The organism is Ruegeria sp., assembly GCF_965199275.1.
Taxonomy (GTDB): Bacteria; Pseudomonadota; Alphaproteobacteria; order Rhodobacterales; family Rhodobacteraceae; genus Ruegeria.
Window position 1 is genome coordinate 37,968 of the sequence record NZ_CBDAQX010000023.1, and the last position, 17,879, is coordinate 55,846.

Below are 17,879 nucleotides of genomic sequence, written 5' to 3' on the forward strand. Positions count from 1 at the left end.
GGACTTGCCACCAACTGTCACCTACATAGTGGCAGGAGGCCGCGTACACAAAGTCTCGGTTCTGAAAAGAGGATGAAATGAACGAACCCATGATCCAGTTGCTGGTACTGGCCGGAATTGCCGTTTTCCTGATCCTGCGTTTGAAAAGCGTGCTGGGAACGCGTGAAGGTTTCGAAAAACCCCCTGTTCCGCATCAGCCCGATGCGGGTGCGTCCCGTCGTGATTTCGAGGTGATCGAAGGCGGTCCGGATCATGACATCACCGACCACGTCCCCGAAGACAGCGAGCAAGCACAGACCCTGGCCGCGATGAAGCGGGTCGAGCCCAGTTTCTCGGTCAGTGAATTTGTTCAGGGCGCCCGTGGTGCCTATGAGATGATCGTGATGGGGTTTGAAAAGGGCAACCTGGATGAGATCCAGCCCTTCCTGGCCGAAGATGTGTTCGAAACCTTCGTCTCGGTTGTATCCGCGCGCGAAGATCAAGGCCTGACCATCGAGGCGGAGTTTATCGGCGTGCGCGAAACCACCCTGACCGATGTGTCCTTTGACAAGGATACGAATGAGGCCGAAATCACCATGAAATTCATTGGTGAGCTGACCTCGGTCGTGCGGGATCGCGGCGGTGACATTATCGAAGGCAACCCGAACACCGTGAAACGTCAAAAGGACAGCTGGACCTTTGCCCGCGTGATGGGCAAGGACGATCCAAACTGGCTGCTTGTTGCCACGGACGCATGATTGCCACGCTCCGGTCGCTTATTCTGGTGGGTGCGATGACCACTGCCAGCGCCGCCGGAGCCGAGGCGACGCGATCCGTCCTTTCGTTTGACGACCTTCAGGGCTGGGCCGAGGATGACCACGGCGCGGCCCTTTCCGTTTTTCTGAACACCTGCGGTGATCTGGACGACCCGGATTGGCGTGCGCTTTGCGGTGTCGCCCGGACCTATGAAGAGGATGCCGCCCGGTCCTTCTTTGAACTCTTCTTCCGACCCGTGTTGGTTGAGGATGGTAAGGACGGTCTGTTTACCGGGTATTTTGAACCCGAACTTGACGGCTCCAGAACCCGGACGGATCGGTTCAAGTACCCGATCTACAAGATGCCGCCCGAGGCGCGGGATGGGCCGTGGCTTAGCCGGCGCGAGATCCTGACCAGTGATGTGATGCAGGGCCGCGGGCTTGAGATCGCGTGGGTCGATGACCCGATTGAGCTGTTCTTTCTGCAAATTCAGGGCTCTGGCCGGGTACGCCTGACGGATGGCGGTGCATTGCGTGTGGGATATGGCGGCGCGAACGGGCAGCCCTACCGGTCCATCGGGGTTGAGTTGGTCCGGCGCGGCGCTTTGGGTGCCCACGCGGTCAGTGCGCAGATGATTCAGGCCTGGGTACGCAAAAACCCCGAGGCTGGGGCTGAGCTCTTGTTTCACAACCCCTCATACGTGTTCTTTCGCGAGGTCAGCCGGGTTGCACCGGAACTGGGGCCTTTGGGCGCCATGAACCGCTCGATCACGACTATGCGCAGCATCGCAGCTGATCCGGCCTACACGCCGCTGGGTGCCCCGGTTTGGGTTGAGAAAGACGGTGCAAAGCCCTTGCGCCGTCTGATGATCGCGCAGGATACCGGCGCGGCGATCAAGGGCGCGCAACGCGCTGATATCTTCTTTGGAACCGGCGATGAGGCCGGGCAAGCTGCCGGTCGGTTGAAGGACCCCGGACGCATGATTGTTCTACTACCGATCCAGCGTGCCTATGCCATGGCGACGGATGACTACTAATGACCCGGCGCAAACTGACCAGCGATGAGATCGAGCTGTGGCGCAAGGTCGCTAAACAAGCTGAGCGGCTGCACCCCGAGATCCCTCAGACCGTGCATCCGACAACTCTGCCCAAACCCACGCCCAAGAAACTGCCAAAACCGCGGATTGAGGCGTTTGAGCTGGGGCAGAACCAACCTCCCAAGCCTTCTACCAACCGGTTGAAGCCGTCGATCACCGAGACGCTTCGAGCCGCTCCCGTTCAGATGGACACCAAGGCTTTTGGACGTATGAAACGCGGCAAGCTCAAACCCGAGGGCAAGCTTGACCTGCATGGGATGCGGATTGACACCGCGCATCCAGCGCTCGTGCGCTTTGTGCTAACGGCGCAAGCGCAGGGTAAACGCTTGGTTCTGGTGATCACGGGCAAGGGGAAAGACCGTGATGAGCCAGGCCCGATCCCGACCCCGCGCGGTGTGTTGCGCAATCAGGTGCCGCATTGGCTTTCGATCCCGCCTCTGGCGCACGCGGTGATGCAGGTGACACCTGCGCATATCAGTCACGGCGGGGATGGTGCCTACTACGTTTATCTCAGACGTGTCCGCTAGGCTTCGCCCACCGACCGAAAAAGTTAGAGACCCTCTGGTAAACCCTTGAATCCTACTGAGTAGCGACCTGCGCCTGTCCGGTCTCAGACAGAACAACCTCGGTCGCACCCGAGGGGTTGCGTTGATTGTTGGGGATCAAATAATCGATGCCCCGGCGTCGGTTTCCAAGGGTGTTTCCAACACGCCGCGCCGAACTGAGCAGCGACAGCAAGGCGGGTGAGGTTGCAGCAACGAAATGCGATGACTCGGCATCGCTGTTGAACGCGGTCGCGTCGATCACCTCGATCGGATAGTCGGCCAGCGCCTCGATGGTGCTGATATTGCCCAGCCGTTCACTCCCCGGTGTGCCACGAATCCGGGCCGAGATATTCAGGATCTTGTCCTTTTGCGATACCATCACGACAAAAGGATCGGGCGGAGTTTTTATGCTGTCCATTTGCGAGCGAAACACGTCAATATCCAGATCGGGTGAGATCAGGAATACGCCATCAAGGTTGCGCCGTGACCAGCCGGGCGAGCGTAGCTCGGCCTGACGCATCATCTCCATCGATAAGGCACCGCCCATGGAGTGGGCAACCAGCACAACCCGTTTCACGCCGATGGATTTCAGGTCGCGGATTGTCTTCTCTAGCCCGTCGCGGGCAAACAGCATGCTATCCAGATCATAGGCATACCCAGCCCCGCGGGCCTGACTGGGCCAGGAATAAATCAGGACCGATCCGGGAATGTCCAGATCATGCGCCAACTGCGCCGCGCGAAACGCTGTCTCGGTATGGGTCGAGTTATACCCGTGCACAAAGATCGACACATCTTCCTCTCCACGCAGCTGGTTTGCCAGCTCACGTGGGCCGGACAGGTCCGTTGTGTTGGCCAAAACAAACTGCTTTTCCGGTTTCGGATTTGCATACGAAAACTCCAACGTGCCGGGAGTGCGGTTTGGCGGGATCGAAACGGTCATTTTGTGGTATTGAACGCGCTCGCCGCGATCGGCGTTGAACGTCCCGTCGGGGTTCCGCCCCCGGGTTGTGGCCGCGTAGACGGTTTCTGCGGATCCCACATTCAACGCGGATGGCACTGTCACCTGCGCAGTTCTGTCGACGCAAGCGCTCAGTGTAGCAACAGCAAGAAAGGCAATACTCAAACGCAACACGGCTCAACCCTCAAAGAAACAGAGTTTGAGTCACGGTTACCAGTTTCTGGTGCAAGGTCCAGCCGGAACGAAAATTCGCCGCCAAATCGGCGGCGAAATATAGCTGGATTTGTTACAACACGTAACGGCTGAGGTCAGTTGATTTCGTCAACTCACCCAGATTGTCATCCACGAATTGCGCGTTCACCGTTATCTCGGTCCCGGCCTGATCGGGCGCGGTGAACGAGAGTTCTTCGAATACACGCTCCATTACTGTGTAAAGCCGCCGGGCGCCGATGTTTTCAACACTCTGGTTCACATCCGCCGCGATCTTGGCCAGCGCCGCGATGCCGTCATCGGTGAAGCTGACGGTAACCTCTTCGGTGCCCATAAGCGCGGTGTATTGGAGGGTCAGCGCGTTGTCCGTCTCGGTCAGGATGCGCACGAAATCTTCTTCTGTCAGCGCGCGCAGCTCCACTCGGATCGGCAGACGGCCCTGAAGCTCGGGCAGCAGGTCCGAAGGTTTGGCAATGTGGAACGCACCCGAGGCGATGAACAGGATATGGTCGGTTTTCACCGGGCCATGTTTGGTGGACACGGTCGTGCCCTCGATCAGAGGCAGCAGATCGCGCTGGACCCCTTCGCGGCTGACATCGCCACCGCGCGCTTCCGCGCGCGCGCAGACTTTATCGATCTCGTCCAGAAACACGATGCCGTTCTGTTCGACCGACTCCAGCGCCACGCGGTTGACGGTTTCATCATCCAGCAGCTTGTCGGCCTCTTCCCCGATCAGTAGGTCATAGCTTTCGGCCACGGTTACTTTCTTTTTCACCGTGCGGCCGCCGAAGGCCTTGCCGAAGATATCGCCCAGATTCATCATGCCCATCTGGCTGCCGGGCTGGCCGGGTACGTCAAACATCGGCATCGGGTTTGAGGTGTCAGATAGCTCCAGCTCGATCTCTGTGTCGTCCAGCTCACCCGATTTCAGCTTCTTGCGGAACATTTCACGGGTCGCTTCGCGTGCATCGGTGCCAGCGATGGCTTCGATCACGCGATCCTCCGCGGCCTGATGGGCGCGGGCCTTCACATCTTCGCGCATGTACTCGCGGGTCTGGATGATCGCGGCATCGGCCAGATCGCGCACGATCTGTTCCACATCACGGCCGACATATCCGACTTCAGTGAACTTGGTGGCCTCGACCTTGATGAAGGGCGCGCGGGCCAGTTTGGCCAAACGGCGGCTGATTTCGGTTTTTCCGACGCCGGTGGGGCCGATCATCAGGATGTTCTTGGGGTAGACCTCATCCCGGATATCATCGGCCAACTGCTTGCGTCGCCAGCGGTTGCGCAGAGCCACGGCCACGGCGCGTTTGGCGTCTTTTTGCCCGATGATGAAGCGGTCCAGTTCCGAGACAATCTCGCGCGGGGTCAGGTCGGTCATAAGTGTTTTATCCGTCTGTTTCGAAGCGGAACCTAATCATACGTCGCGAAAACACAAGCCGATCACGAAAACATCACGACAACTCACAGAAGACACACGGATATTCGTAGTGATGTGAATCGCCATGCGAGGGTCGCGTGCGGCATAAAAAATGGCGACGGGCACACAGGCCCGCATCTATCTTATGGAGATACCGCATCATGATGACTCGTCGTTCTCTTTTTGTGAAAGCTGCTGCCACCGGCGCGGCCCTTACCTTGGCTAGCACCAACAATGCTGTGGCCGGTGGAGCCAAAAAGAAAGGCACGTTCGAGGGCCGTTCGAACCACATCACCACCGGTTCGGTAAAACTGGTCAAGGATGGCGACCGCTACATCGTTGAACTGGGCGAGGACTTTTCGCTGGACAACGGCCCCGACCCGCGCGTCGCATTTGGGAAAGACGGCACTTACGCCCCTGACAGCAAACTCGGCGCGCTGCTGCACCTTGCAGGTAAGCAATCCTATGCAGTCCCGCCGACCATGGATGTGTCGGGATACAACGAAGTATACATCTGGTGCGAGGTCGCCGGAGTACCTTTGGGCGTAGCATCGCTGAAGTAATCGCGTCGTCAGAGGCCGGGTTCTCCGGCCTCTGACACATCGTTAGGTAACGGCACAACTGTCTGCTACACTCGCCCCAAGTTATTGGAACCGGGGGCGTTTTTCATGACTAAGATTGCCAAGATCACCCTGCTGTTTGTGGTGTTTGTGGACCTTATCGGACAAGGGCTGGTCTTTCCGATCATCAACTCTCTGATCATGGAGACGAAATCCGGGTTCCTGCCCGAAGGCACACCCGACGGACGTCGCCATTTCTACTATGGGTTGGTGATTGGGTGTTTCTTCCTGTCGTGGTTTCTTGGGGTCGTTTACGTCTCGAAGGTCTCGGATTCCATCGGGCGCAAGAACGCGCTTCTGGTCTGTCTGGGCGGAGCGTTGGCTGGCTACGCCATTACCATCGCCTCGCTCTACCTCGACAGTCTGTTGCTGCTGATCCTGGGCCGGTCGATCACTGGCTTTACGGCGGGCAATCAGCCCATCGCGCAGGCGGCGATGATTGATGGCAGCACTGATGCTGCCGACCGTGACCGCAATATGGGGTATATCGTAACCGGCGTCAGCTTTGGCCTTGTCGGAGGACCGATCATCGGCGCCGTACTGTCGGATTCCGCCCTGTTGGGTAGTTTTGCCACGCTCAGGACACCCTTCTATGGCGCCTTTGTTCTGGTGCTGATCGCCATTTTCCTGGTGCTGGCCTTCTTCAAGGACACCCGCAGCGAACGCGCGCCCTTTGTCTTTCGCCCGCGCGATATCACCGACAGCCTGATCGCCGTGCGCGGCCATCCGATGGTTCTGAAAATCCTGCCGGTCTATTCCTTCTTCATGATCGCCAACGTCACCTTTTATGTGTTCGTCGACAATTTCCTGACCAGCCGGTTCGGTTTTGGCGTGATCGGAGGCAGTATGGCCATGGTCGTCATCGGCTTTGCGCTGGCCTTTTCCAGCACCTTCCTTGTGAAACCCGCGCAAGAGAGGTTCAGCAAGCACAAGATCATCTATGTCTCACTGATCACGATGGTGATCTGCGGGCTTGCCTTTGCCTTCAGCCCCAGCGGCGCGTTGAGTTACATTCCGGTCTTCTTCTTTTACTTCTTTTTTGGTGTTTCATACCCGACCCTTCTGGGCCTGTTTTCATCCAGCGTCAGCGAGGCGGATCAGGGTTGGGTGATGGGCGTGACCACCGCAGTCTTCTGCCTGGCCGGAGGGATCATGTCCCTGATCGGCGGTGGGCTGATGAGCATCGACATCCGCGTGCCCTACTACATCGTGATCATTGCCGCGATCTTCGGCGTGATCGGGATGCACCGCCGATGGAAAGGCAAAGAGATCAAGGCGCTGTTAGCCTAGCTGCTGACCGGCGGTTAATCGAAAGCTAAGAAGGCCGCTAGTCTTGATCCTCCTCGATCTCCTCTTCGTCCAGTTTGCGTTGACTCTCGGGGAGCGGCGCTCTTTCTATGAGCGCCCATCCTTCTTTCTTTGATTTCTTCAAAACGGTGCCTCGAGCGCCCAGCTCAATCAAAAGCGATCGTGTTTCATCTTCGGTGCACCCAATCGTCCTGCTGAGCCGTTCCAAAGATTTGAATTTGTACTTTGAGTCCTTCAACATGGATTTCAGGAGCTTTTTTCTAGGCTCTTTCCATTCCTTGTTGTGCTTTCGGCTCCGGTATTCGTCGAGGACAATAGGACCAACAATGCCGCCAATCAGACCGCCGAATATGGCTGCGAGAACCGCGCTCATGACGCAATCGTCTCAACGGTCAGATTGCCGTTGGTATAGACGCAAATGTCGGCAGCAATCGCCATTGCCTCGCGCGCAACCGTTTCGGCAGGCTTGTCGCTGTCCATCATCGCGCGCGCAGCGGCGAGGGCGAAGTTGCCGCCTGATCCGATGGCGGCCACGTTGTGCTCCGGCTCCAACACGTCTCCTGCCCCGGTGATCACCAGTAGGTCCTTGCCATCGGTGACGATCAGCATCGCTTCGAGCTTTTGCAGGTATTTGTCGGTACGCCAATCCTTGGCCAGCTCGACCGAGGCGCGGGCCAGTTGGCCGGGGGTGGCTTCGAGCTTGGCCTCCAGCCGCTCGAGTAGAGTGAACGCATCCGCCGTCGATCCGGCAAAGCCTGCCACGACCTCGAATCCACCGGGTGACAGGCGGCGGACCTTGCGGGCGGTGCCCTTGATCACGGTCTGGCCTAGGCTGACCTGTCCGTCGCCGGCAATCACCACCTGGCCGTCTTTCTTGACGCCAATGATCGTTGTGCCATGCCAACCGGGAAAATCGCTGTCTGCCATCAGGGCCTCCGTTCATCACTGGCACCCTATATGGGCCGGAGCCAGCGCCAACGCAACTGTTCACAAACTGCCCAAAAGATATGCAAGAAACGCAGATCGGGTCTACCAGACTGGCAATTGTGAGACTCAGACCCCTGCACTACATGAGGCTTACAACCGACATTGGGTCGGCTGTTTCAGTTTGAAGGACTGCGCAAATGGCAAATACTGCACAAAACACTGCGCCGCTCGGAGCAGCTACCATCCTGCACGTAGTGGACGCGTTCACTGTGGCTTTCGAAAAAGCGGTTGATTGGAACGAAACTCGCAAGACACGCAAAGCGTTGTCGCAACTGAGCGACGCTCAGCTGGAAGATATCGGTCTGACCCGTAAAGACATCATCACCATCTGATCCGTTTCAGATCAGCCGTAGTAAAGATGAGCCGCTCGTCCGAGCGGCTTTTTCTTTTCAAACCAGCCTGTATTTGCCAGACATATCAGGCAGATAGGCCTCAACCGCTGCGGTTGCGATGACGTGGCGGGTGCCTGCATCACTGTCCTCGACGTCCAGCCCGCCCAACACAGCCCGTACCTCGGCCCTGCCCCGTGGCAAATCCTGCGCGACCAGATCGCAATCCACGGCCTCGGGCTGTTGCACCCCAATTGTCACCACGACGCGCATCTCTTTGTGGTCCACGCCTAAGCGCGAAAACAGAGTGATCGAGGAATGATGCAGCGCGTCCTGCACCGCCCGCCGTGCGGCCTTGGTATAGTCCTGACCATAGAGGTCGTTGCCGATGCCCATCTCAAGAATGATACGTTTTTCACTCATTGCGCGGGCTCCATGTCGAATGAGACGATGATGGCGGCGTTTGCGATCACTGTGTGGCCATGGGCGTGCGGTTTTTCGATGTCTAGCCCACCGCGGGTGACCGTGATGTTCGGCTGACCATAGGGAAACACGGCCTTCAGCGCCTCGCGGTCCACTTTATCGGGTTGCTGCACGCCGACCTCGGCATCAATGATCATCGCCTCTTTGGGAAAATCGAACAGCTCAGCCATATTGACCGAATTGTGCCACAGCGCATCCTTGATCGCGCGCAAGGCGGCCTCGGTATAGTCCTCACGCCGCAGGGACGTGCCCATACCAAATTCCACAAGTACTCGTGTTTTTGCCATCAAAGCCTCCGGTCATAAAAAAGGCGCCCGGTTCGGGGCGCCTTTGATCATTCGCATTCCAATCCGGATCAGATGGATTCGTCGATCCAGCTTTGCAGCGCAGCTTTGGGTGCCGCTCCCGCGCGGTTCGAGACAACCTGACCGTCCTTGAAGATGAACAGCGCGGGGATGCCGCGCACGCCCATCGCAGCGGCTGCGTTCGGGTTGCTGTCCACGTCCACCTTGGCGATTTTCACCTTGTCGCCATACTCAGCGGCCAGTTCTTCCAGAGCGGGGCCGATCTGTTTGCAAGGACCACACCATTCCGCCCAGAAGTCCACAACCACGGGAACGGTCGAGTTCTTGACTTCGGCATCAAAGGTATCGTCGGTAACGGCTACGGTCGACATATTCTGTCTCCTGAATGGGGTAAACTCGGGAAAGGAACGTAGGTGCCGCGTCGGGTAAGGTCAAGATATCTGGGCGCGGGTCAGCGATTGCGTCACAAGATCGTGTGGCAGCCACATCAACGCGGCCGTCCGCGTCCACAGGATGGCGGTACGAATGGTTTTGTCCGGGTAAATCTGACTTAACGCCTGCGCATAGGCCCCCATCTGCCGCAACAGGCCTTCGGGGCACGATTCAGCCTCGTCGGACACCGTGGCATTTGTTTTAAAATCAATCACATGCACTTCGGTATCCGTTATGATCAGCCGGTCGATGACACCATGCATCCGCCTTCCGTTCAGTTCGGCTGAAACGGGGACCTCGGCCAGCGCATCCGACGCGAAGACTGGTTTCAGGTGATCCGCTGTCAGGACGTTGGTGACCTCAGACAACAACTCGGCCCTCGCCTGATCTTGCATATCAGGTAGAACCCGAGCGCACAGCATAGGCCAATCTTCCCGAGACGCGCTGGGAAGATGTTCCAGCAGCAGGTGCAAACGTGTTCCACGCAGCTTTGCGGCCTCTTCATCCTGCCCCGCATCACCGGGCAGCGCCTTTGCCCCGCCAAGGTCCGAGGGGCTGAGGGAATCTGCTTCCGAGGGTGGATCCTCGGCGGGATGCTGAAAATATGCAGGCAGGTCCTGACTTGCCTCGGCGTGTTCGTTGCGTTCGACCAGCGGCAACCCCTCCCAATCGCCATGGGCCAGTCGCCGTGTCTGCGACCCCTCTATCTGTGTCGCGCCCGCGCGCTCCATTGCGGCCTCGACCATCTGATACCAGCTGGTTCCATCCTTTCCGACATCCCCAGCAGCGGCCACGATCAACCACTTTTCTGCCCGTGTTAGAGCCACATACAGCAATCGAAGGCGTTCATTCTCCTCACGGTTCCGAGCCTCTTCGCGGGCGGTTGAGATCAGCTTGGGCGAGACATCGGCGGGAACCTTCCACAGGGGCGTTCCATCAGCCACCATGATCTCGGCATCGCGCGGGGCCTGCCGTTTGTCGGTATCCGGCAGGATCACGATCGGCGCTTCCAACCCTTTTGAGCCATGCACGGTCATCACGCGGATCATGTTTCCCACGCCGCTCATCTGGCGTTTGATCTCCAGATCGTCGGTCTGCATCCAGACCAGAAAGCCAGTCAGGCTGGGAATATCGGTTCGCTCATAAGCCAAAGCCTGCGAGAGCAGCGCGTTGATCCCATCCTCGGCCTCGGCCCCCAGCCGACCCAGCAGTTTTCGCCTCCCGTCATGGCGGGTCAGGATACGCTCGATCAGGTCGTAAGGCCGCAAAAAGTCGATCTGTCCACGCAGATCGTTGAGGATCGCAAGAGTTTCGGGAAACTCGTCCGAGCGATTGCGCAGCGCGGCCCACAGGAATTTCTCTTGCCGGCGATGGGCCAGATCGAACAGAGCCTGCTCGGTCCAACCGAACAGAGGGGATTTCAGGACCGTCGCCAGCGACAGGCTGTCTTCGGGCGTGGCCAGAAAGCTCAGTAGTGCCGCCAAATCCTTCACCGCCAACTCGGCGCCGACTTTCAAACGGTCGGCCCCGGCGATGGGCAGATGTAGGGCTTTGCAGGCGCGGATGATCTCGGCAAACAGGTCCGAGCGGCGCTGGACCAGGATCAGGAAATCCCCCGGCTGAACTTTGCGGCGCACGAATGTGCCGGGCGTTTCGCCGTCTTCGGGGATTGTGGCCCCAGTGTCGATCATGTGCTTGATAGTCTGCGCCACCTGCTCGGCCAGAATGACGGTATGATGGCGCGACCCGGGCCGATCCACCGGATCAGTCCAATAGCCATCCTCGTCATCCTCGACCTTTTCCACCACGGGCCAGAGGTCTACGCGTCCAGGCAGATCTGCCTTGAAAGCGCGGTGCTGGCTTTCCTTGTGAAACCCGGCCTCGGCCTGATTTTCGAACAGAAGATCAACCAATGACAGGATCGCACTGGAGGATCGGAATGAGTATTCAAGCGTCGAATCCCACAGTTTAGAGCCTGATTCTTCCAGCTTTCGCCCAAATTCGGCCTGCATACGGTCAAAGGCCTGCGGGTCAGCGCCCTGGAAGGAATAGATCGATTGTTTCTTGTCACCAACCACAAAGATCGTGCGTTCAACCTCGGATCGGGCCCCTTCCCCGCTGGTAAATTCTTGCGCCAGCTTCTCGACCACGTCCCATTGATCCGGGCTGGTGTCCTGCGCCTCGTCCACCAGAATGTGGTCGATGCCGCCGTCCAACCGGTACAAAACCCATTCGGCCACCGCCGGGTCGTTCAGCACCTGCCGCGCGCGGAGGATCAGATCGTCAAAGTCCAGCCACCCACGCAGCTGCTTACGGCGTTCATATTCCGGCAGGAAGGCTGCAGCGAAGCGATGCAAAACGGTGGTTTTTTGCGCAGCGACCAGAGCCAGCCGTTGTTCGCGCGCGGCCTCAACCCGAAACATCAGCGATTCCAGCTGTGGCATGCGGTCCGCCAGAGCGCCTTCGCGCAGGGCTTTGGTCGGGAAACTGTTGATCTTGGCGGTAAACGGCTCCTTCGCTCCTTTGCCCGTCAGCAAGACGCCTTCCAGTGTTGGCAGATGAGCCAGTTTTGCCTCGGTGAACGCTGCGAGTTTTGCGGCGGCCTTGGCGTTGTTGCCACCGCTTTCGATCAGCGCGGGCAACATGGATTGGATTAGATCAACCTCGCCCCCCAGAAACACCTGTGCCGACAGGTTGTCGTCGTCAAAGCCTTCCGGTAAGCCAAACCGCTGAAGCAGATCCGCACGATGCAAGGGCTGCGCGAACAGGTTCCGCTTTTGAGTCACTGCTGCGGTCAGCCTGTCGAACCCGGTATCAGTGACGAACCGCGCAATATCCTCGATCAAACCGGCCTGAGGGCCCTCGGCGAAATCCTCGATGATCTCTTCGCGCAGCAATGCGGCGGCGCGATCCTCCATCTCGGCAAATTGAGGGCTGACACCGGCCTCAAGCGGGAAGCGACGCAGCAGTGAGGCGCAAAAAGAGTGGATGGTCTGGATTTTCAACCCGCCCGGGGTCTCAATCGCGCGGGCAAACAGGGTACGTGCCTGCGCGAGACGGTCCGAGTCGATTGCGCCTTCGACGCCTAGATCCGTCAGCTGCGCCAGCAACGGCGCGTCCCCCAGCATCGCCCATTCCCCAAGCCGCTTGAACAGCCGGTTCTGCATCTCGCTTGCGGCAGCCTTGGTATAGGTCAGGCACAGGATGTGCTGCGGCTGCACCCCGCTCAGCAGCAGCCGCGCCACGCGGTCGGTCAGCACGCGGGTCTTGCCCGACCCGGCATTCGCCGCCAACCAGGTCGAAGCATCGGGGCGCGCGGCCTGCACTTGCCGCTCGGTGGCATCGTTGCGGGCGCTCATGTCAGATCCTCAGGCAGGGTTTCGGCAGTGCGGTCCCATTCGCCGAACCGGGCCAGATGATCGTAGTCGCCAATATCGGTGTCCTTGTGCAGCATGCGGCGCGATGAGAAGCCTTGATCAGGCTCTAAATAAGCAGAAATCAGCTCTTTCAGCTCAGCCAACACCTTGTCCGTGGGTTCTTTGGCAAGCGGAGCCGCGACCTCTTTGTAACTGCCGCCCATACCGATGAAGATCGCCTCGGCCACGTCGTTGGGGTCGATCCCTTGGATGGCGCCCTGCTCAGCCATGGCGGCTTCGATCAGTAGCTGTTTGTCGAACTTTGCCTGCTGGCTTTCGGTCGGAGGCGCGCCGGTTTTGTAATCCACAATCCGCAACGCGCCTCGGCTGTTGCAATCGACCCGGTCGGCACGTCCGACGATGGTGAAATCCAGAGGCTCCAACACCAGCTTCATCGCGGCCTCAAACGCCACCGGGCCACCGTCGCCCCGGCGATTGACCTCGGCACTCAGAAAATCGTCGGCGATCCGTTCCAACCGTGCCAGCCAAAGTTTGCGGGCAGTCGGCCAGGCGACATGAGCCTCAAGCATGTCATGGGCGCGTTTTAGGAAGTTCTCGCGGGTCAGCAAGGCGGTATCCAGCACGCTGTCCTTGACGAAATGCTCCAGAATTTCATGGATCACGATCCCGCGCAGCAACGCATCGGGGGCCTGCACCAGCGAATCGAGCGGCTTCAGACGCAGCACATGTTTGGCGTAAATCGCATAAGGGTCGCGGATCAGGCGTTTGATCTCGGTGACTGAAAGGCGTCGCGGTCGGGCGATGACCGGAGGTCTGGGCGAGGGGCGATGCGCCGCCTCAATCCGAGGGGCTTGCTCCAGTGTTTTAGCCCAGTTCAGATAGGTCCGTCCCCGCGCGCGCATATCTGCGAGGGCCGTCTGGCCGCCTTGGTCGGGCAGGCCTTGCAACAGGTTCGTCAACCGGTTCAGCCAGCGCGAAGGCACGGTTTCCGCATCGTCCGAGCGGATGGCGCGGGTCAGCCAGACCTCGGGCGCGCCGATGGCCTGTTGGAAGTCATGCGCTGAAAGCCCAATCCGCCGTTCGGGCAGCAATAATCCCGCCCTGTCGCGCATCTGGCGATTCAGCCATGGGTCTGGCGCTGGGGCTTCGGGCCAGCTGCCCTCGTTCAAACCGCCGAGGATCAGCAGATCTGCACCCTGCACCCGGGCCTCGAGCGTGCCCCAGATCATGATATGCGGGTGCGGGGCGTCGCGGTCGCGGACCTCTTCTCCGGCCAAAAGCGCGCCTAGCAGATCGGCGAAGTTATGCGCGGTCATGGGACCGCCGTGATGCGCCTCATCCCGCAGATTGGTCAACACCGACAGGGCCTTTTGGCCCGCGTTCTTGTCCCACAAGGTGCCTTGGTCGCCTGCATGTCCGGCCGAGATCGCCTCGGACAGAGACAGCAATCGGTCGACCCATTCGGACAGGGGGAGTTCCCCGGTGATTTGCTGATCGCAGAAATGCGCGCTGACCCAGCTTACCCATCCTTCGGGCGCTTCAGTGCGGATCGCGGATGCGTTCAGACTGTTTTGATCCGGGAATGGAGGGCCATTGCGGCGCAGGTCCAGCTCGAGATCGCGGGTATGCAGCAGATGAGCCCCCCGTTCACCCCCGTCATGGCACAGAGGATGTTTCAGCAGCGTCAGCAGCGCCTCACCCTCCAGGCGACGCGCAAAAAGGCCCGCCACATGGCGCAGAAACCGGCCGGGCGGAGACAATTGCAGCGGAAGACCAGCACTATCATCGGGTAGGATGTTCCAGCGATCCAATGCCGCGCTGACCTGCCGGGTCAGCATCCGATCGGGTGTAATCAAAGCGGCGGTCTGGCCCGTTTCGGCCGCCTGCCGTAGGCGAAGGGCGATGGCGAGGGCCTCGGACCGGGGCGAGTCTGCCTCGACTAGTGTCAGGTCGCGCGTGGCCTGGTCCAACTCGGTCAACTGTGGGCCTTCGGACATCCACGCGTCGGTGATAGGGGCAGGGCGCAAAGCCAGCGAAACCAATCGGTTACGCGCGGATGAGGGCGATTGTTCATCCGTCCAGGGCAGGATCTGGTCATGCTCCAACCCCAGCTCTCGCATCAATTTGCGGAACCGATATTGCGGGTGATCCTCAGAGGTCAGCGCCTCGTCCAGACGGTTCCAAACGGCACGCGGCTGGTCGAAATCATAGCCCGGCAGGATCAAGGCCCCTTGCGGCAGGCGTGCGACGGCTTGCATCAGCATTAGCGTGGTACCACGCGATCCGGTCGAGCCGGCCAAAATGACGGGATGTTGTGGCGGAGCCTCCTGCCAGCGGTCGATCAGGTTTTCGACCACTCGACGTTGCCGCGCCTGTGCGTCCATCGCCTGATCGCTTGCATCGACAAAATGGTCTGCGATTCCGATAAACGCCTGTGCGCGGGCCCAATGGCCGGACATATCGCTGACATCCAATTGGCGGATTGTGTCTGGCGACACGCCCTCGCCCTGCATCTCATCAATCAAGGCGGCAAGGCTGTCGGATAGGTCGAACAGCGAGGCCCGTGCGGCCAGATCAGGCTGTTGGTCGAGCAGTTTTGAGATCAGCTGGGTCAGCTCCAACCGCCGCCTCAGCGCGGGTATGGCGGGCGGAATCTGTGCCAGATCAACGCTTTCGCCCAGATCGGTGACCAGAAAAAGCTTGGGCAACAGGCAGGGCGGCCCCTGATCGAACAGGTCGCGCACTCGTCGGGCCATGCGGCGCGTGTTGATCACCAATTGCACACGGGCCAACGCCTCGGGCGGGCCGGAGGCACGCTGTCGTAGCCCGGCAACAAGCGCTTTGGGAAAATCTGTGCCCGGAGGAACGGCGAACACCCGTGGATGAGCGCTGAGGTCAAACATCCGCCAGCATCCCCTCAGCCAGAACGATCCCTTCGGGGCGTCCGACATCGCACCAACGACCGGGATACTCCAGCGCAAACAGGCGGTTGCGGTCGTGCATCTGGTTCCACAACAGGTTTAGCGAGAAGGCCTGTTCTGCGATGTGCCGCAGTCCGTCGGTTTTCAGAATCTGCACGCCGCCATAGACCAGACCCGGACCTCGCGTGATCCGGCCGTCGGCATCAGCGGTAAAGTCCCCTTCGCCCGCATGCCCGATGGTTTGACCAATCGGGACGCACATCAAAAGCGCATCCATCCGGTCCGGGTCCCATGACTGTTGCAGTAGGCTCAGCGGGTTGGGACCGGCCCAGATCGCATCGGTGTTCATGGTGAAAACCGGGCCTGTGCCAAGCAGAGGCAAAGCCGCCCGCAAGCCGCCGCCGGTTTCCAGAATCTCGGGTGTTTCATGCGAAAGCAAGATACCTTTGGGCGCTAGATGCGCCTGCAACTGATCGGCGTGATAGTGGAGGTTTGCAACCACACGGGACGGATGAACGGCATCCACCAGCGCAAGCGCGTGGTCGATCAGCGGGCGCCCGGCGACCTCAATCAGAGGTTTTGGCCGGTCCTTGGTCAGCGCGCCCATCCGGGTGCCGAACCCGGCGGCAAACAGCATCACGGCATCGGGAGATTGGCTCATGACGCTTTCAGCCTTGCGAGGTTTTCTGCGGTTGGTTCAGGCAGGGCGTCGCGCAGGATACCGGCAACCGGGATCAGCGCGGGATGCTCCAGATCGCGCATCAGATGCGCCCATGTGGCGGGGATCAGCTCGACGTAATGTGGCTTGCCATAATCCGTGGCCAGCCGGGCGAAAACACCCAGAATACGCAGGTTTCGTTGCGCGCCCAGAACGCTGTAAGCGGTCCGGAAATCATGGTCATCCATGCCGGAGGCCGCGATATAGCGATTGACCATTTGCATTTCGATTCCGGTCGGCACGGTCCTGCGCACATCCTGCAAGAGCGAGACCAGATCATAGGCCGGGTGCCCAAGCATCGCCAGTTGGAAGTCAAGAAGCCCGACGCGCTGCACGCCCTCACGTTCTGGCAGCCAGATCAGGTTTTCGGCGTGGTAATCCCGCTGCACGACGACTTTGGTGCTCGAGGTCTCCTGCAGCAGGATATCGGCAAAGCGCAGCTCGAACCTTTCCTGCGCGTCTTCATCATGGTCGCCCAGAATGGCCTGCGCGTATTTCGTGAAGGCCAGAGCGGCCAGTTCGGTCATCAAAGTGGGGTCGTATGAGGGTAGGGGTAGGATCGGGGCCTCATGCAGGTGCAGAAGAACATCCGTCGCTGCCTCATATAGGAGGCGTTCCTGGCTCGGGTCCTTGGTCAGAACGCGTGAAAACAGATCATCGCCCAGATCCTCCAGCACCAGAAACCCGTTCTGATTGTCTTCGGCGTAAATCTCGGGTGCGCTGAGGCCCACCGCGCGCAGATGGTTCGCGATCCGGACGAAGGGTTCGACATCCTCTCCGCGATCCGGCGGGGCGTCCATCAGAACCGCCGTGCGACCGGTCGCCGGATCTGTCAGACGCTCATACCTGCGGTTCGAGGCGTCGCCGGCCAAAGGCGCGCGCGTGGCATTGGCCCATGGCGTCTGTGCAATCAGGGCCTCGGCCAGCACAGTGCGATCTGTCATAGAGTATTCTCCAGTTTCCCAAGCCATTTCGGATCAGACCAGAATAGGGTCAGATGGCGTGTCTCGGTTTCGACCGGGTCGGTTTGGAAGGCAAGCGTCAATGCGGTTTCGGGGGTCAGCGGCCCAAGTTTGTCGGGCCATTCCACAAGACATAGGGCTGTGTCGAAAGCTTCGGTCAGGCCTAGCTCGTCAACCTCATCCACCGAGGTCAGCCTGTAAAGGTCGCAATGCCAGATCTCGCCGATCTGCGTGTCATAGGCCTGCACCAGTGTGAAGGTGGGCGAGGGCACATCCTCGGGCGGGTTCATCAGTGATTGGATGAGGCTACGGGCAAAGTGGGTCTTGCCGCTGCCGATCTCACCTTGCAGCAGCAACACATCCGCAGGTCTCAAGGTCGCGCCAAGACGCGCCGCAAAATCTGCGGTGTCCTGAGGGCTTTGCAGGGTGAGAGTAACAGGTGCCGAAGTCATGGCGCCACAATGGACCTG

Annotated in this window: 17 protein-coding genes and 1 pseudogene; 6 read left to right on the plus strand and 12 right to left on the minus strand. The window is 59.6% G+C overall.

Going from position 1 to position 17,879, the window contains the following annotated elements:
* The first annotated feature begins 77 nt into the window (after positions 1 to 77).
* The 3 genes from ACOERD_RS22865 to ACOERD_RS22875 are packed head-to-tail and all read left to right on the plus strand — an operon-like array spanning position 78 to position 2,358.
* Positions 78 to 737 carry a Tim44/TimA family putative adaptor protein gene (locus ACOERD_RS22865; protein WP_170380193.1) on the plus strand — a complete coding sequence of 220 codons (660 nt, stop codon included), beginning with the start codon at positions 78 to 80 and terminating at the stop codon, positions 735 to 737.
* Complete coding sequence (locus ACOERD_RS22870) at positions 734 to 1,771, plus strand: murein transglycosylase A (protein WP_419740591.1); 1,038 nt, start codon at positions 734 to 736, stop codon at positions 1,769 to 1,771. The genes ACOERD_RS22865 and ACOERD_RS22870 overlap by 4 nt, the downstream gene beginning before the upstream one ends.
* Complete coding sequence (locus ACOERD_RS22875) at positions 1,771 to 2,358, plus strand: Smr/MutS family protein (protein ID WP_419740592.1); 588 nt, start codon at positions 1,771 to 1,773, stop codon at positions 2,356 to 2,358. The genes ACOERD_RS22870 and ACOERD_RS22875 overlap by 1 nt, the downstream gene beginning before the upstream one ends.
* A gap of 52 nt (positions 2,359 to 2,410) precedes the next feature.
* Here ACOERD_RS22875 and ACOERD_RS22880 read toward each other — a convergent pair whose 3' ends face one another.
* Together ACOERD_RS22880 and hslU are read right to left on the minus strand one after the other, a co-directional pair.
* Positions 2,411 to 3,508 carry an alpha/beta hydrolase gene (locus ACOERD_RS22880; RefSeq protein WP_419740593.1) on the minus strand — a complete coding sequence of 366 codons (1,098 nt, stop codon included), beginning with the start codon at positions 3,506 to 3,508 and terminating at the stop codon, positions 2,411 to 2,413.
* A gap of 112 nt (positions 3,509 to 3,620) precedes the next feature.
* Positions 3,621 to 4,928, minus strand: a complete 1,308-nt coding sequence (gene hslU, locus ACOERD_RS22885; protein ID WP_419740594.1) for an ATP-dependent protease ATPase subunit HslU — start codon at positions 4,926 to 4,928, stop codon at positions 3,621 to 3,623.
* 200 nt (positions 4,929 to 5,128) lie between these two features.
* On the opposite strand from hslU, the gene ACOERD_RS22890 reads away from it, so the two are divergent.
* Positions 5,129 to 5,530: a DM13 domain-containing protein gene (locus ACOERD_RS22890; RefSeq protein WP_419740595.1), complete on the plus strand. Its 402-nt coding sequence runs from the start codon at positions 5,129 to 5,131 to the stop codon at positions 5,528 to 5,530.
* Between the two features lie 105 nt (positions 5,531 to 5,635).
* Positions 5,636 to 6,877: an MFS transporter gene (locus ACOERD_RS22895; RefSeq protein ID WP_419740596.1), complete on the plus strand. Its 1,242-nt coding sequence runs from the start codon at positions 5,636 to 5,638 to the stop codon at positions 6,875 to 6,877.
* Between the two features lie 37 nt (positions 6,878 to 6,914).
* On the opposite strand, the gene ACOERD_RS22900 is transcribed toward ACOERD_RS22895, so the two are convergent.
* Positions 6,915 to 7,268, minus strand: a complete 354-nt coding sequence (locus ACOERD_RS22900; protein ID WP_170640841.1) for a hypothetical protein — start codon at positions 7,266 to 7,268, stop codon at positions 6,915 to 6,917.
* Positions 7,265 to 7,822, minus strand: coding sequence for an ATP-dependent protease subunit HslV (gene hslV, locus ACOERD_RS22905; protein ID WP_170640839.1), 558 nt, complete (start codon positions 7,820 to 7,822; stop codon positions 7,265 to 7,267). Before hslV ends, ACOERD_RS22900 begins: the two co-directional genes overlap by 4 nt.
* A 197-nt stretch (positions 7,823 to 8,019) precedes the next feature.
* Between hslV and ACOERD_RS22910 the strand changes: the two genes are divergently transcribed.
* Positions 8,020 to 8,214 (plus strand): DUF1127 domain-containing protein, encoded by a 195-nt coding sequence (locus tag ACOERD_RS22910; RefSeq protein ID WP_419740597.1) that lies wholly within the window; start codon positions 8,020 to 8,022, stop codon positions 8,212 to 8,214.
* 57 nt (positions 8,215 to 8,271) lie between these two features.
* Here ACOERD_RS22910 and ACOERD_RS22915 read toward each other — a convergent pair whose 3' ends face one another.
* The 8 genes and pseudogenes from ACOERD_RS22915 to tsaE all read right to left on the minus strand — a co-directional run bounded on the left by ACOERD_RS22915 (position 8,272) and on the right by tsaE (position 17,861).
* Positions 8,272 to 8,634, minus strand: coding sequence for a Lin0512 family protein (locus tag ACOERD_RS22915; RefSeq protein WP_170380184.1), 363 nt, complete (start codon positions 8,632 to 8,634; stop codon positions 8,272 to 8,274).
* The gene (locus ACOERD_RS22920) at positions 8,631 to 8,981 is read right to left on the minus strand and encodes a Lin0512 family protein (protein WP_170747547.1); all 351 of its coding nucleotides are present in this window, start codon (positions 8,979 to 8,981) and stop codon (positions 8,631 to 8,633) included. Before ACOERD_RS22920 ends, ACOERD_RS22915 begins: the two co-directional genes overlap by 4 nt.
* 68 nt (positions 8,982 to 9,049) lie before the next feature.
* Positions 9,050 to 9,391: pseudogene (trxA, locus tag ACOERD_RS22925) on the minus strand (thioredoxin); the annotation flags it as partial.
* Positions 9,392 to 9,430: 39 nt separating this feature from the next.
* On the minus strand, positions 9,431 to 12,790 hold the full coding sequence (gene addA, locus ACOERD_RS22930; protein WP_419740598.1) for a double-strand break repair helicase AddA: 3,360 nt from the start codon (positions 12,788 to 12,790) through the stop codon (positions 9,431 to 9,433).
* Positions 12,787 to 15,711 carry a double-strand break repair protein AddB gene (gene addB, locus ACOERD_RS22935; RefSeq protein WP_419740599.1) on the minus strand — a complete coding sequence of 975 codons (2,925 nt, stop codon included), beginning with the start codon at positions 15,709 to 15,711 and terminating at the stop codon, positions 12,787 to 12,789. Before addB ends, addA begins: the two co-directional genes overlap by 4 nt.
* Complete coding sequence (locus ACOERD_RS22940; RefSeq protein WP_419740600.1) at positions 15,704 to 16,390, minus strand: nucleotidyltransferase family protein; 687 nt, start codon at positions 16,388 to 16,390, stop codon at positions 15,704 to 15,706. Before ACOERD_RS22940 ends, addB begins: the two co-directional genes overlap by 8 nt.
* Positions 16,387 to 17,391 carry an aminoglycoside phosphotransferase family protein gene (locus tag ACOERD_RS22945; protein WP_419740601.1) on the minus strand — a complete coding sequence of 335 codons (1,005 nt, stop codon included), beginning with the start codon at positions 17,389 to 17,391 and terminating at the stop codon, positions 16,387 to 16,389. The genes ACOERD_RS22940 and ACOERD_RS22945 overlap by 4 nt, the downstream gene beginning before the upstream one ends.
* On the minus strand, positions 17,388 to 17,861 hold the full coding sequence (gene tsaE / locus ACOERD_RS22950) for a tRNA (adenosine(37)-N6)-threonylcarbamoyltransferase complex ATPase subunit type 1 TsaE (protein ID WP_419740602.1): 474 nt from the start codon (positions 17,859 to 17,861) through the stop codon (positions 17,388 to 17,390). The genes ACOERD_RS22945 and tsaE overlap by 4 nt, the downstream gene beginning before the upstream one ends.
* Between the last annotated feature and the right edge of the window lie 18 nt (positions 17,862 to 17,879).

What these genes read in the sequence shown, in the direction of transcription:
- tsaE (WP_419740602.1), bottom strand. Translation starts at nt 17,861, where the DNA reads ATGACTTCGGCACCTGTTACTCTCACCCTGCAAAGCCCTCAGGACACC.
- ACOERD_RS22895 (WP_419740596.1), top strand. Translation starts at nt 5,636, where the DNA reads ATGACTAAGATTGCCAAGATCACCCTGCTGTTTGTGGTGTTTGTGGAC.
- ACOERD_RS22870 (WP_419740591.1), top strand. Translation starts at nt 734, where the DNA reads ATGATTGCCACGCTCCGGTCGCTTATTCTGGTGGGTGCGATGACCACT.
- ACOERD_RS22910 (WP_419740597.1), top strand. Translation starts at nt 8,020, where the DNA reads ATGGCAAATACTGCACAAAACACTGCGCCGCTCGGAGCAGCTACCATC.
- addA (WP_419740598.1), bottom strand. Translation starts at nt 12,790, where the DNA reads ATGAGCGCCCGCAACGATGCCACCGAGCGGCAAGTGCAGGCCGCGCGC.
- ACOERD_RS22945 (WP_419740601.1), bottom strand. Translation starts at nt 17,391, where the DNA reads ATGACAGATCGCACTGTGCTGGCCGAGGCCCTGATTGCACAGACGCCA.
- ACOERD_RS22900 (WP_170640841.1), bottom strand. Translation starts at nt 7,268, where the DNA reads ATGAGCGCGGTTCTCGCAGCCATATTCGGCGGTCTGATTGGCGGCATT.
- hslU (WP_419740594.1), bottom strand. Translation starts at nt 4,928, where the DNA reads ATGACCGACCTGACCCCGCGCGAGATTGTCTCGGAACTGGACCGCTTC.
- ACOERD_RS22940 (WP_419740600.1), bottom strand. Translation starts at nt 16,390, where the DNA reads ATGAGCCAATCTCCCGATGCCGTGATGCTGTTTGCCGCCGGGTTCGGC.
- addB (WP_419740599.1), bottom strand. Translation starts at nt 15,711, where the DNA reads ATGTTTGACCTCAGCGCTCATCCACGGGTGTTCGCCGTTCCTCCGGGC.
- ACOERD_RS22890 (WP_419740595.1), top strand. Translation starts at nt 5,129, where the DNA reads ATGATGACTCGTCGTTCTCTTTTTGTGAAAGCTGCTGCCACCGGCGCG.
- ACOERD_RS22865 (WP_170380193.1), top strand. Translation starts at nt 78, where the DNA reads ATGAACGAACCCATGATCCAGTTGCTGGTACTGGCCGGAATTGCCGTT.
- ACOERD_RS22920 (WP_170747547.1), bottom strand. Translation starts at nt 8,981, where the DNA reads ATGGCAAAAACACGAGTACTTGTGGAATTTGGTATGGGCACGTCCCTG.
- ACOERD_RS22875 (WP_419740592.1), top strand. Translation starts at nt 1,771, where the DNA reads ATGACCCGGCGCAAACTGACCAGCGATGAGATCGAGCTGTGGCGCAAG.
- hslV (WP_170640839.1), bottom strand. Translation starts at nt 7,822, where the DNA reads ATGGCAGACAGCGATTTTCCCGGTTGGCATGGCACAACGATCATTGGC.
- ACOERD_RS22915 (WP_170380184.1), bottom strand. Translation starts at nt 8,634, where the DNA reads ATGAGTGAAAAACGTATCATTCTTGAGATGGGCATCGGCAACGACCTC.